Source organism: Clostridioides sp. ZZV15-6383, assembly GCF_020657735.1.
In the GTDB taxonomy this organism is placed as follows: Bacteria; Bacillota; Clostridia; order Peptostreptococcales; family Peptostreptococcaceae; genus Clostridioides; species Clostridioides difficile_D.
On record NZ_JAGWCV010000026.1, the window covers coordinates 1 to 13,946 of the forward strand.

At 28.7% G+C, this 13,946-nt stretch carries 15 protein-coding genes and 4 tRNA genes; 17 read left to right on the top strand and 2 right to left on the bottom strand.

Going from position 1 to position 13,946, the window contains the following annotated elements; translation table 11 throughout:
• The 17 genes from KGF42_RS10885 to KGF42_RS10965 form a co-directional block, all read left to right on the top strand.
• Nucleotides 1-759: transposase (locus tag KGF42_RS10885; RefSeq protein ID WP_227826309.1), on the top strand; the 759-nt coding region annotated here is incomplete at its 5' end.
• Between the two features lie 157 nt (nucleotides 760-916).
• Nucleotides 917-1,102 carry a DUF951 domain-containing protein gene (locus tag KGF42_RS10890; RefSeq protein ID WP_227822740.1) on the top strand — a complete coding sequence of 62 codons (186 nt, stop codon included), beginning with the start codon at nucleotides 917-919 and terminating at the stop codon, nucleotides 1,100-1,102.
• A gap of 102 nt (nucleotides 1,103-1,204) precedes the next feature.
• Nucleotides 1,205-2,401 (top strand): PLP-dependent aminotransferase family protein, encoded by a 1,197-nt coding sequence (locus tag KGF42_RS10895; RefSeq protein WP_054275505.1) that lies wholly within the window; start codon nucleotides 1,205-1,207, stop codon nucleotides 2,399-2,401.
• 216 nt (nucleotides 2,402-2,617) lie between these two features.
• Entirely contained in the window at nucleotides 2,618-2,896 is a 279-nt protein-coding gene (rpsF, locus tag KGF42_RS10900) for a 30S ribosomal protein S6 (RefSeq protein ID WP_054275504.1), read from the top strand.
• Nucleotides 2,897-2,932: 36 nt separating this feature from the next.
• Nucleotides 2,933-3,367 (top strand): single-stranded DNA-binding protein, encoded by a 435-nt coding sequence (locus tag KGF42_RS10905; RefSeq protein WP_003420524.1) that lies wholly within the window; start codon nucleotides 2,933-2,935, stop codon nucleotides 3,365-3,367.
• 18 nt (nucleotides 3,368-3,385) lie between these two features.
• A complete protein-coding gene (gene rpsR / locus KGF42_RS10910) occupies nucleotides 3,386-3,613 on the top strand; it encodes a 30S ribosomal protein S18 (protein ID WP_003420527.1) in 228 nt (75 codons plus the stop codon).
• A 141-nt stretch (nucleotides 3,614-3,754) separates the two neighbouring features.
• Nucleotides 3,755-4,075: a MazG-like family protein gene (locus KGF42_RS10915; protein ID WP_003420530.1), complete on the top strand. Its 321-nt coding sequence runs from the start codon at nucleotides 3,755-3,757 to the stop codon at nucleotides 4,073-4,075.
• Between the two features lie 7 nt (nucleotides 4,076-4,082).
• Entirely contained in the window at nucleotides 4,083-5,039 is a 957-nt protein-coding gene (locus KGF42_RS10920) for a YybS family protein (RefSeq protein ID WP_227822741.1), read from the top strand.
• A gap of 10 nt (nucleotides 5,040-5,049) precedes the next feature.
• The gene (locus tag KGF42_RS10925) at nucleotides 5,050-7,044 is read left to right on the top strand and encodes a DHH family phosphoesterase (protein ID WP_054275502.1); all 1,995 of its coding nucleotides are present in this window, start codon (nucleotides 5,050-5,052) and stop codon (nucleotides 7,042-7,044) included.
• Entirely contained in the window at nucleotides 7,045-7,494 is a 450-nt protein-coding gene (gene rplI / locus KGF42_RS10930) for a 50S ribosomal protein L9 (protein ID WP_054275501.1), read from the top strand.
• An 18-nt stretch (nucleotides 7,495-7,512) separates the two neighbouring features.
• A complete protein-coding gene (gene dnaB / locus KGF42_RS10935) occupies nucleotides 7,513-8,841 on the top strand; it encodes a replicative DNA helicase (RefSeq protein ID WP_054275500.1) in 1,329 nt (442 codons plus the stop codon).
• Nucleotides 8,842-9,045: 204 nt separating this feature from the next.
• The gene (locus KGF42_RS10940) at nucleotides 9,046-9,354 is read left to right on the top strand and encodes a hypothetical protein (RefSeq protein WP_227822742.1); all 309 of its coding nucleotides are present in this window, start codon (nucleotides 9,046-9,048) and stop codon (nucleotides 9,352-9,354) included.
• A gap of 81 nt (nucleotides 9,355-9,435) precedes the next feature.
• A complete protein-coding gene (locus KGF42_RS10945; protein ID WP_054275498.1) occupies nucleotides 9,436-10,725 on the top strand; it encodes an adenylosuccinate synthase in 1,290 nt (429 codons plus the stop codon).
• A gap of 328 nt (nucleotides 10,726-11,053) precedes the next feature.
• A tRNA-Lys gene (locus tag KGF42_RS10950) sits at nucleotides 11,054-11,129 on the top strand.
• 6 nt (nucleotides 11,130-11,135) lie between these two features.
• Nucleotides 11,136-11,210 (top strand) — tRNA-Glu (locus tag KGF42_RS10955).
• A 4-nt stretch (nucleotides 11,211-11,214) separates the two neighbouring features.
• Nucleotides 11,215-11,290, top strand: a tRNA-Val gene (locus KGF42_RS10960).
• Nucleotides 11,291-11,324: 34 nt separating this feature from the next.
• Nucleotides 11,325-11,399 (top strand) — tRNA-Thr (locus KGF42_RS10965).
• 376 nt (nucleotides 11,400-11,775) lie between these two features.
• Here the strand turns inward: KGF42_RS10965 and KGF42_RS10970 are convergent.
• Nucleotides 11,776-12,768 carry an ATP-binding protein gene (locus KGF42_RS10970; RefSeq protein WP_227822743.1) on the bottom strand — a complete coding sequence of 331 codons (993 nt, stop codon included), beginning with the start codon at nucleotides 12,766-12,768 and terminating at the stop codon, nucleotides 11,776-11,778.
• Between the two features lie 8 nt (nucleotides 12,769-12,776).
• Nucleotides 12,777-13,835, bottom strand: a complete 1,059-nt coding sequence (locus tag KGF42_RS10975; RefSeq protein ID WP_227822744.1) for a DnaD domain protein — start codon at nucleotides 13,833-13,835, stop codon at nucleotides 12,777-12,779.
• Between the last annotated feature and the right edge of the window lie 111 nt (nucleotides 13,836-13,946).

Genomic DNA, 13,946 nt, shown 5'->3' on the forward strand with positions numbered 1-13,946 from the left:
GGTTGGGTAAGACTAAAAGAATTTGGATATATACCAACAAATTCAATAGTTAAAAGTGGTACAGTAAGTCAAAAATCTAATAGATACTATGTATCTATATTAGTTGAGGAAGATGATATTCAAGTATTTAAATGTACTAATGAAGGAATAGGTATTGACTTAGGAATTAAAGATTTTGCAATATCTTCAAATGGAAGTAAATTTAAAAATATAAATAAGACTTCAACTGTCAAAAAAGTTGAAAAGAAATTAAAAAGAGAACAAAGAAAACTTTCAAGAAAATATGAGAGTTTAAAAGTAAGAAATAAAAATATAAAAGAAGGAGTGGCTACTCGTCAGAATATCCAAAAACAGATAGTCAAAGTACAAAAAATTCATCAAAGATTAGCTAATATAAGAACTGATTATATTAATAAAACAGTATCCCAGGTAATAGAGCAAAAGCCAAGCTATATAACCATTGAAGATTTAAATGTTACTGGAATGATGAAGAATAAGCATTTATCAAAGGCTATATCAAGTCAAAAGTTTTTTGAATTTAGAACTAAACTAACTGCTAAATGCAAACAAAATAATATAGAACTTAGAGTAGTTGATAGATGGTATCCATCATCAAAGACTTGTAGCCAATGTGGAGAGGTTAATAAAGGTTTAAAACTTAAAGATAGAGTGTACAAATGTGAATGTGGATTATCTATTGATAGAGATTTAAATGCAAGTATTAATCTTAAAAATGCTAAAAAATATAAGATAGCTTAAAAGTACTTATATATGTACGGAGGGCTAACTTCGGAATTTAAGCCTTTGGAGAACTATACCAAATCGTAGTAGCTTATGCAAGGCGAGGTTCAATGAAGAAGGAAAAATCTCGATATGGATATATTTGACCATATTTTGAGTAGCAGGCTAATTATTTATGCCAATGGATTTAAAAATAGGGAATATTGTTGAATTAAAAAAGCAACACGCATGTGGGTGTAAAGAGTTTGAAATCGTAAGAACTGGAATGGATATAAAGATAAAATGTACTAAATGTTCAAGGCTAATAATGCTTGATAGAGAGACCTTAGAAAAGAGAGTAAAAAAGCTAATAAAAAAATGATATAAATTTAACATTTAAAAAATGTCAAATACCGTATATTAATATCCAAAATTTTGGTATAATAAAAGTTGAAGAAAACATTTTCATGGGGGTGCTTTAATTATGGCAGTTAAATATGCAAAAAGAATGCAAGGTTTACAAGGATCAGAAATACGTGAGCTTTTAAAACTTACTCAACAACCACAAATAATATCTTTTGCTGGTGGAATGCCGGCTCCAGAATTATTTCCAGTTGAAGAAATGAAAAAAGTATCAGTTGCAGTGCTTGAAGAAAATGGAAGATCAGCTATGCAATATACTACAACAGAAGGATATGAACCATTAAGAGAAAAAATAGCAGCTAGAATGAATGAGAAAAATAAAACTAATGTAAATAAAGATGATATATTAGTTACAAGTGGTTCTCAACAAGGTCTAGATTTTGCAGGAAAAGTATTTATTGATGAGGGTGATGTAATTTTATGTGAAAGTCCATCTTACATAGGAGCTATAAACGCATTTAAATCTTACCAACCTAAATTTATAGATGTTCCAACAGATTCTGATGGAATGATAATGGAAGAATTAGAAAAAATACTAGAAACAACTGATAGAATAAAAATGATTTACGTAATACCTGACTTCCAAAATCCAACAGGAAGAACTTGGCCACTTGAAAGACGTAAAAAATTCATGGAAATAGTAAACAAATTTGAAATACCAGTAATAGAAGATAATCCATATGGAGATTTAAGATTTGAAGGAGAAACTTTACCATCTTTAAAATCAATGGATACAAAAGGATTAGTAATATTCTTAGGAACTTTCTCTAAAATATTCTGCCCAGGATACAGATTAGGATGGACTTGTGCTTCTCCAGAAATATTATCTAAATTTAACTTTGCAAAACAAGGTGCAGACTTACAAGCATCAACTATATCTCAAATGGAAGTAAGCAAATTTATGGATATGTACGACTTAGATGAACACGTTGACAAAATAAAAGCAGTTTATGTTAAACGTAGAGATGTAATGCTTAAGACTATGGAAGAAGAATTCCCAGAAGGATTAGTATTTACTCATCCAGAAGGTGGATTATTTACATGGGTAGAGCTTCCAAGTAACTTAAATGCTAAAGAATTAATGCCAAAATGCTTAGATAAGAATGTTGCTTATGTTGCTGGAGGAGGATTCTTCCCTAATGGTGGTAGAGAAAATACTTTCAGACTTAACTATTCAAATATGCCAGAAGAAAAAATAATAGAAGGTATAAAAAATATAGCAGCTGTGTTAAAAGAAGCTATGGGTGTAGAAGCTTAATTAAAAATAATAACTTATATAGATATATTACAAGGGATGGCTGTTGCCATCCCTTGTTAATTTAAGAATATATAATTCACCTCATACTAAACTTTGTCCAAAATTTAAATTGACAGAAATAAGAATAAATGATAAAATATGTAGGTATGAGATTTTAGTCTCATTTCTCTGCTCTAAGAGTGTAGAGCCGTTAAGTCCAAAGGGAGGTGAATTATAGTGAAAAATTATGAATTAGTTTATGTGGTAAAGCCAAACTCTGATGAAGAAATAAGAGAGGCTATACTAAACAAAGTTAAGGAAGTTGTTGCAACTGACGGAGAAATAGTTAAAGTTGATACTTGGGGAACTAAAAAATTAGCTTATCCAATAGCTAAGTTTACAGAAGGTTTCTATGTATTAGTTAACTTCAAATCAGCAGTAGACGTTCCTAAAGAGATAGACAGAAACTTAAAGATAAATGAAAATGTAATAAGACACATGATAGTTGTTGCTTAATAACTGGTTTTATTATAAAAAATAGGTGGTGTTTTTATGAATCAAGTTGTATTAGTGGGAAGATTGACTAGAGACCCTGAATTAAGATACATCCCAGGTACAGGAACACCAGTGGCATCCTTTACAATAGCCATTGATAGAGACTATGTAAAAAAAGATGGATCTAAAGAAACTGATTTTATACCTGTTGAAGTAATGGGTAAATCTGCTGAATTTTGTGCTAACTACATAACTAAAGGTAGATTAGTTGCACTTCAAGGATCTATAAGAGTAGACAATTATCAGACACAATCAGGTGAAAAGAGAACTTTTACAAAAGTGAGTACTAGATCAGTACAAGCTTTGGATAGTAAGAATAAATCGGAAAATTCATATAGAGAGAGTGCTCCAGCTTTTGAGCCAAGCTTTGAACCTCAAGGTTTAGACCCACAAGGTTTTCAAGCTATAGATGATGACGATATACCATTTTAAAAAGGAGGGAAAAAAGTCATGATGAATAAAAAAAGACGTAAGAAAAAAAGAGTTTGTCAATTTTGTGCTGACAAAAACGCTAAAATAGATTACAAAAGTACTCAAAGATTACAAAAGTATATAACTGAAAGAGGAAAGATATTACCAAGAAGAATATCTGGAACTTGTGCTAAGCATCAAAGAGAATTAACAGTTGCTATAAAAAGAGCGAGAAATATAGCACTTTTACCATATACATTAGACTAAAAAAATGGGCCTTGTGCTCATTTTTTATTATATACATTTATTATCTAAATGAGGCGAGCTATAAAGCTCGTTTTTTTGTTTATATACTTAAATATATTATTATTTATGATATAATATTATATATTAAGGAGGGTTGTAAACGTGAAAATAGATAAAGGTTCTGAGATAACGAGAAACATAAAGATAATAGAGTGGATGAAAACAGAAATATTAATGAGTGTAAGTGATTTGTTTAATTTATTGTTTAAAGGGGTAAAACCATTAGATGAAGCAATTCAAGATACTTTAGCAAATATAATAATGATAACATATCTCTTAGCAAAGAGATTAGGAATTAGTTTTAGAGATGTGGATTATAAAGTCAAGGAAAAAATAAAAATTGGTATAGATGAAGACCATAGCGTTGAAAGATGGTATGGAGATTTATCTAATTTAAAAAAACATATGGATAATAGGGAGTGATATTAAATTGAATAATAAAATTAGACTATCTAAAGCAATGTCTATAATAGTTTTAGCTATAATAATCGCTTTAGTAATAGCCTATATTCCAATGCTAGGAATGTTTAGTATATTAGCAGCTGTTCCATATGTAATTATAGGTGCTATTACTGATAGAAAGTATTCTCTTATATCTATTTTGATTACACTTTGTGTACTGGTTCTATTTGCAGACATTTCTTATGCATTAAATATATGTATAATGTATTCTTTACCAGGTATAGCAATAGGAAAGATGCTAAAGAGAAGTTTTGAACAAGAGGATAGTAATAAATTTGAACCAATATATGGTGGAACGATAATATTTGTACTTTCAATGCTTGTATATTTCTTTGTATTAAAGATATTTTTAAATGTAAATCTATTGGATGAAGTTTCTAAAATGATAACAGAAATTGTAAATATTCAAAAAAATAGTTTTTCTGCAACTGAACTTAAAGTGTTTGATAAAATGAAGCCTGATGAGATTGTAAGTTATTTTACAAATATGCTACCAATGATGTTATTTTTACAAGGGTTGTTATCAGCGTTTGTAACATATTATTTAAGTGTATTTTTTATCAAAAGAATTACAAAGATGAATATAAGATTTCCTAAATTTGCTGACTTTTATTTACCAGGAAATGCTATACTCACAACTTTCTTACTTTATTTATTAGTCTTATGTATTCAGATTATTGGTTCAAAACTATATACAGAATTAATAATGACTAATTTACAGCTAGTTTTTAATTTAATGTTTGTAATTCAAGGTATAGCAGTTTGTATTTATTTTTTAAAGAAATGGATAAGACAAGGACCAAATAAAATTATGTTTCTTTCAGGGATAATTTTATGTTTATTTGGATTTATGGGAATATCTTTTGTTGGTATGGTAGATAGTATAATTGACTTTAGAAAGGTAAGAAGTTATAAATCCACTTAGGAGGATAGAAATGAGTAATAAACAAACCTTTAAATTAAATATGCCAGAAATAAATTTATATATAATTGTTATTGGTATTTCTAGTATAATTTTGCTTTATTACAACTTGTATGTAGGGTGTTTATTTTTCTGTATTTTTGTATATATGGTTTTTCACAATTGGAGAACAACTAATATCAGACGTAATGAATGGACAGAGTATATTCAAAATTTATCTTTAGATATAGACGAAACAACTAAGAAAGCTATAATAAATCTTCCAATACCACTATGTATCTTAGAATTTGATGGAAATATATCATGGTATAATGGAAAGTTTTATGATATGATTGGTCAAAAAGATTTACTAGATAAAAATATAGAAGATATAGTTAAAAATCTTAATTTAAGAAAAGTATTAAATGAAAATAAAGAGATGTACACAGAAATAAACTATAAAGAAAAAGAATATACAATAATTTATAATGTTATAAAAAATGATCAAGAAAAGAATCCTAAATATTTGATGATATTATACTGGATAGACAAGACTGAATATTTAAAAGTAAAACAAGACTATGATGATGAAAAAAATGCAATGATGCTAATACAAGTAGATGGATACGATGAAGTATTAAAAAGTGCAGCAGAAGATAAGAGAGCTTTAATTAATGTTGAAGTAGAAAAAATACTTTCTGCTTTAGAATCAACTTCAAATGGCGCATTGAGAAGAACTTCAAAAGATAAATTCTTCTTAGTGATGCATAAAAAAGAGTTGAAAAAATTAGAATCTGAGAAATTTTCTATTTTAGATACAATAAGACATATTGATTATGGAAATAATCTTCCTGTTACTATAAGTATAGGAATTGGTATAGATGGAGATACATTAAATGAGAACCTAAAGCTTGCTACAGGTGCTCTTGACTTAGCACTTGGTAGAGGTGGTGACCAGGCCGTTGTAAAAACAAAAGATAAATTTGTATTTTATGGAGGAAAGTCTAAAGCTGTAGAAAAGAAAACCAAAGTAAAATCCAGATTAATAGGTCATGCTTTAAGAGAGGTTATACAACAAAGTGACCAAGTTTATATAATGGGACATAAATATCCAGATATGGATGCTATGGGAGCAGCAGTTGGAGTTTATGATATATGTAAATCCTGTAACAAAACCGCAAACATAGTTTTACAATCTGTAAATGAATCTATAGAAATATTTATAAATAAAATAAATGAAAACAATTATTACAAGAAGTTGTTTATTGGGAAAGAGGAGGCTATTGATAACTGTACTAAAAACACATTGGTTGTAGTAGTTGATACTCATAGACCCAATTATACTGAATGTGAAGAGCTATTAAAGCTATCAGAGAAGATAGTAGTTATAGACCATCATAGAAGAGGTGTGGAGTTTATAAATGATGCAGTACTTTTATTCCATGAGATATATGTATCCTCAACATGTGAAATGGTTACAGAGTTAGTTCAATATATGGATGAAGACGTAACAATAAATAAACTTACAGCTGAAGGACTTTTAGCAGGTATAAGTCTAGATACTAAAAATTTTGCATTTAAAACAGGTGTTAGGACTTTTGAAGCTGCTTCTTATCTTAGAAAAGTTGGAGCAGATACTATAGAGGTTAAGAAGTTCTTTAATTCGGATGTAAAAGACTTCATAATAAAAGCTGAAATAATTCAAAGTACTAAAATAATTAATAATAGAATATGCTTAGCATATTCAAGTACTGAGATAGATAGTATAAATGTTATAATAGCTCAAACTGCTGATGAGTTATTAAACATCAAAGAAGTAGAAGCTTCCTTTGTATTAGGTGAAAAAGATGATACTGTATTTATAAGTGCTAGGTCTTTAGGACAAATAAATGTACATGTACTTATGGAGAAATTAGGAGGCGGGGGACATATAGATATAGCTGGAGCACAGTTAAAAAATGTTTCTCTAAAAGAAGCTTATAAAATGGTAAATAAAATAATAGAGGAGTATTTAGAGGAGGAAGAATAGATGAAAGTTATATTATTAAAAGATGTAAAAGGAACTGGTAAAAAAGGGGAAATGAAAGAAGTAAGTGATGGATATGCAAGAAATTTCTTGTTTCCTAAAAAGATGGCTGTACAAGCGGATAGTGTAGCAATAAAAGAATTAAATGAAAAGAATAAATCTAAAGAAATAAAAGCACAAAAAGAATATGAAGAAGCTGTTTTATTAGGCAAGCAAATGGAAGAAATCAATATAGAAATATATTCAAAATCAGGTGAAGGTGGAAGACTGTTTGGCTCAATAACAGCTAAAGAAATTGCGGAGCAATTAAAGAAACAAAAAGACATAGACGTAGATAAAAGAAAAATATTATTAGATGAGCCAATAAGAACTTTAGGTTCAACTTTTGTAGAAATAAAAATACATCAAAAAGTAACTACTAAAATAAGAGTGGATGTAAAAGAAAAACAGTAATAACTAGAGGTGATTAAGATGGAAGATATGACGAGAATTCCTCCTCATAGTGTAGAATCAGAACAATCGATATTAGGTTCTATACTTCTAGATAAAGATGCTATAATAACGGTTACAGAAACTATAAAGCCTAATGATTTCTATAAAGAGGCTCACAAAATAATATATGAATGTATGATAACTTTGAGTAATAAAGGTGAGCCTATAGACTTGATAACATTGACAGAAGAACTAAGAAAACAAGGGCATCTTAATGATATTGGAGGAATCAGTTATATTACAAGTCTTTCTACTATAGTGCCGACAACTTCAAACGTAAAATACTATGCTGATATAGTAAAAGAAAAGTCTGTGCTTAGAAAGCTTATAAAAGCTTCTAATGAAATAATAAATCTAGGATATAGTGGAGCAACTAAGATTGAAGATGTGTTAGAACAAGCTGAAAAGAGGATATTTGATATATCACAGGAGAAAACTAGTGATGATTTTAAACCTATAAACTTAGTTTTGATGGATGCCTATGATATGATAGAAAAATTATACACTAATAAGAGTGATGTGACTGGTATAACTACTGGTTTTAAAGATTTAAACAAAAAAATAAATGGTCTTCAAAGGACTGATTTAATATTAATTGCAGCTAGACCAGCAATGGGTAAAACTGCTTTTTCTTTAAACTTAGTTCAAAACGCAGCTTTAAAGGGTGATGCCTCTGTAGCTGTATTTAGTCTAGAGATGTCTAAGGAACAATTAGTACAACGTATGTTATCTTCGCAGTCTAGTGTAGAATTAAAAAAAATAAAGACTGGAACACTTAATGATAATGACTGGCCTAGAATTATAGATGCTATGGCAGTGTTATCAGATGCAAAAATACACATAGATGATACTCCTGGTATAAAAATATCAGAATTAAGGTCAAAGTGTAGAAAGTTAAAAATAGAAAAAGGACTAGATTTAGTGCTTATTGATTATCTTCAACTTATGGAAGGTGAAGGTAATAATGAAAGTAGACAACAAGAGATATCTAAAATATCAAGGTCACTAAAGGTATTAGCGAAAGAATTAAACTGTCCTGTTGTAGCATTATCTCAATTATCGCGTGCTCCAGAACAAAGAGCAGACCATAGACCTATGCTATCTGATTTAAGAGAATCTGGAGCAATAGAGCAGGATGCAGATATAGTTATGTTCCTATATAGAGATGAGTATTATCATGCTGATTCTGAGAGTAAAAATATAGGAGAAGTGATAATAGCAAAAAATAGACATGGCGAAACTGGTTCTGTTGAGCTTGTTTGGCTTGGTGAAGTTCAAAGATTTGGGGATAAGTTGAGAGACCTATAATCTAACGAATATCCACAGAACATTCTTTCTTTCTACAGGAAAAATGTGGATATATGTCACTAAATATGTCTAAACATTGAAATTTAGCTAAAAAATTATCCACAGTATCCACAGGCAGCCTGTTGATAAGTGTGAATAAGTAGATAAAGCAAGCTTTAGGCTTGCTTTATCTGTGTATAACTATTAATTATCAGGAGGAATAATATGGAAAAAATAAGCTTGAAATATATATATCCCAATATAATTAAAGTACTTGATGAAATAAACTTATTTAGAGTAATTGATAATAATCTAAAGGAATCTATTGTTGTTTATGCTAACATTGTGGATAATCAGTATTATATAAACATGACTAATACAAACTTTGGTAATATAATTAACATATGTAAGTTAGAAAAACTTTTGGATGTGGATAAATTTATGGAAAAAGTTATAAAATATGAAAAAGAAATAATACAGAAAGAAGAGTTTTCAAAAATAGAAGAATATATGTTAAATATTGGAGAATGCTAAAAAAGTTGAAAAAAATACGAATGTTTGATAGAATAAGTAAGTAAAGCGTTCGATAGTATATAAAATATAGAGGTGAATTACATGAAAACAGTTGCAATTGTTGGTTCTCAATGGGGAGATGAAGGTAAAGGTAAAGTTATAGATTATCTTGCTACTCAAGCAGATGTAGTAGTAAGAGGGCAAGGTGGAAATAATGCAGGACATACATTAGTTGTAGAAGGTAAAAAATATGCATTACATTTAATTCCATCTGGAGTTTTAAATCCAAATACAGTGAATATAATCGGAAATGGAATAGTGTTTGACCCTAAAGGATTTTTAGAAGAATTGGAAATGTTTAAAGCGGATAATATAAGTACAGAAAATATAAAAATAAGTGATAGAGCACATGTCATATTCCCATATCATAAAGAGCTAGATGCATTGTCAGAAGAAGCTAGAGGCGATTTAAAGATAGGCACAACAAAAAAAGGTATTGGACCTTGTTATATGGATAAAACAGAGAGATCTGGAATTAGAATATGTGACCTAATGGATAAAGATAAATTTGCTATAAAATTAAAAGCTCAGATAGATGCTAAAAATGAAATAGTTAAAAATATATATGGAAAAGAAGAATTATTTGATTTTGAAACTATGTATAATGAATATTTAGGATATGCAGAACAAATAAGAAAATATGTAGCAGATACATCGGTTATTGTATATGATGCAATAAGAGCAGGTAAAAAAGTATTATTTGAAGGAGCACAAGGGACTTTATTAGATTTAGATTTAGGAACATATCCATTTGTTACATCTTCTCATCCAACGTCTGGTGGATTTGCGATTGGTGCAGGAATAGGACCAAATATGATAAAAGATGTTGTTGGTATAGTAAAAGCATATACTACAAGGGTTGGAGAAGGACCATTTGTTACAGAGCAAATAAATGAAACTGGTGATAAAATAAGAGAACAAGGTCATGAATTTGGAGTAACTACTGGTAGACCAAGAAGATGTGGATGGTTTGATGCAGTTATAGTTAAGTATGCAGCTAGAGTTAATGGATTGACTAGTATTTCATTTATGTTATTAGATGTATTAACAGGATTTGATAAAATAAAAGTTTGTACATCTTATAAAATGGGTGATAAAATAATAACAGATTTTCCAGCTTCATTAGATGACTTAGCAAAATGTGAACCTGTATATGAAGAATTAGATGGATGGAATGAAGATATAACTCAAGTAGATAATTTTGAGGACCTTCCAGAAAATGCAAAGAAGTATATAGCTAAAATAGAAGAGTTAGTTGGAGTAAGTGTAGATATGGTTTCTGTTGGACCTAATAGAGCTCAAACTATAATAAGAAAAAATATATTTGCTTAATATTTTATTAATTAAATGATTTAAATTGTAAATAATTAAAGAAGAGTATCTCAAGATAATGATTATAGTTATCAGGGATACTCTTTTATATTAGATACATATTAAATTTTTGTTCAGTTGAAATAACTTATATATATTCTGATTAGAATTAAGGTCGAACTTGCGTATATAATTACAGGTTTTTAAAAGAATTTTGTTCAAAATAAATAACATAAGCTGATTTTAATTATATACTAAAAAAAATAAAAAAACTATTGACTAAAAATTGTGTAGCATTTATAATATAACTTGTGAGTGAAAGAAACGACGAAAAAAGTCGAAAAAATGTGGTCTATTAGCTCAGTCGGTAGAGCACCTGACTTTTAATCAGGGTGTCCCGCGTTCGAGTCGCGGATAGATCACCAAAATATGGCTCGTTGGTCAAGAGGTTAAGACACCGCCCTTTCACGGCGGTAACAGGGGTTCAATTCCCCTACGAGTCACCAGTATGGGACTATAGCTCAGCTGGGAGAGCACCTGCCTTACAAGCAGGGGGTCACAGGTTCGAGCCCTGTTAGTCCCACCAATTTTTGGAGTAAAAAATAAATACTAGATTATATGCTGGTGTGGCTCAACGGTAGAGCAGCTGACTTGTAATCAGCAGGTTGTAGGTTCGATTCCTATCACCAGCTCCATATAGTACATAAATTTAAATTAATATAATTTTCTATATTACAGGATACTTTTAAGTATCTTTTTTTAATTGTAATTTTTATTGTATTAAAAATTACAATTAATTGCAATAAAATATTAAACTACTTGTAACACTATAGTTTTAAAACTAAAATCTGGAATAATCGTAGAAGCACATTATAGAATATAATAAACTTATAGTGTCAATAAATATAAATTAAAAAGAATATAAAAGATTTGTTATGTTAAGATATATTAGATTTGTAAATAGAAAAATTAAAAGATAGATAGATTTATGTGTTATAAGTTTTAAACAGAGAAGCAAGTTTGTTCTTACCTCTCTATTTAAAAATAAAAAAATGTTTTTTAAGGGCTACTTTATTTGAATCTTTCCCATCTCAAATCATCACCAGTAAATTCTAAAATCCTAAACTTATCTAAAATTCTAGAAAGAGTTCTTTGAGTATAAGTATTTCCTATCTGAGATGGTGTTAAATTGGTTGAAATAATAATTTTTTTACCAGCAACAAGTCTTGTGTTTACAATGTTGAAGATTTCTCCACTAGTAAAAGAATTATTAAGTTCAGTGCCAAGGTCATCTATTATTAATAAATCACAATCAAACAAGTTTTTATAATTATCTTCACTTATTTGACTATTTGAGTGTCTTCTAAATTTATAATCTTCAAGAATATCTAAGATTTTAAAAGAAGTTTGATAGATTACAACATTACCTTTATCTAATAATTCCTTTGCAATACAATTGCACATATATGTTTTTCCTAGTCCAGTAGAACCATAAAATAGTAGATTATCATTATTATCTTTCTTAAAATCATGAACAAAATTTTCGCAGATACTCAAGTTATTTAGCATATTTTCTCTAGGAGATATTTCCCCATCAGAACCTTTATTAGGAGAAAATATATTCAAGTTAAAATTCGAAAAATTTTCCAGACTTAAAATTCTATCTAAATTAGACATTTTATAAGCTTCATTTACAATTTCTTGTTTAAGGCAAGAACATTTTTCTCCATTAGGTAAAAATCCTTTGTCTTTACAAGAAGCACATTGAAACTTTATTTCTAGGTAATCAAGAGGTATATTATTTTCAACTAAAAGTTTTTCTTTATCTGCTTTTAAAGATTCTATAGTTTTTTTAGACTTATTTACAATTTCATCTTTAGACTTAGGATTTAAAAGTACTATTTTAGCTAAATTGAGACCTATTTTAGAAATCTCATCATCTATAGATTTTATTTCAGGGATTTTATTATATACCTCATTTTTTCTATGCTCTAATAAGAGTTCATTGTTATCTCTTCTCTCAGCATATTTAGCAAGTATTTTTCTTATTTTATCTTCATTCATTTAATCACCTACTTAAACTTTTCTTTTTGACTTTTTTTGATAATCTCATCGAGTTCATCAGAGGTATACTGAGTGAATGTTTCATTGAAATTATGAAATTTAGTCTTCTTGTAAGTATTGTTGTTTTGAGTAGTATTAATCTGCTTTTTATTAATATTCTCCTTAACTATACGTTCTTCCTCTTTTTGCTTTAAATCATTTAAATTTTTTATATTTTTTTCATTCCAATTTTTAACTATACCATTTATATAAGATATACTTGGGTTTGAAATATTCTTAGACTTAGAACATGCATTTATTATCAAGTCTATATCCATATCAAATTTATCGAACCAGGTATCCATAAGTTCTTTTTCTGATTTCGATGGTTGTCTTGAGAATCCCAATTCATTGAAAATGGTTTTATATAGAATATATCTTTCACTTCTAACTAAAAAGCTTTCTTCAACATCCTTTGGTGTATATAAATTTGAATCATACCAATTCCTGATAATGCCCTCAATGTATTTAACTGGTTTTGATGTACCAGTTTTATCTTTTACATACTCATAGGCACAAAGTATCATATCAGGACTCATATTGTATTTATTCATTATATCCATGATACTTATCTTTTCACTTGGGTCGAGATATCGACCAACTATTTTATTTATAGAATTGAACATTTTTCTAATACTTGGATTTTCAGAAGTAGATACAACTTGATCTGTATTAGATTTTATAGATGAATTATTACTTAATATATTCTCAATATAGAAATTTTTTAAATCTAAAAACTCTATTGAATAATTAAAACTATCATATTCTCCATTATCGTGTATTTTTATAATCTTCTTTTCCTCCCAGAATTTCCAAGCAGATAACACATCAGACAATGGTATATTTAGGTTTTTGGCTATTGAATTATTGTCAAACTTAGGATTAGAAGTAATATCGCATGCTTGTCTATAGCCCAAAAGATAAACTTTTACGTATAACCCGTCCGCCATTGGCATAAATATATCTATAAAGATATTGGGAATAGTGATTTCACCTAAATCTATTTCATTGCTTTCTTTGAAAAACATTTTATCACCTCAGATTAAATTATATCATTTTTTATATTACATTTGTCTGTAAACAAATAAAAGGTCATAAGATTAGCATGTAAATATTTTCTAGCAATATTCATTTTGAAA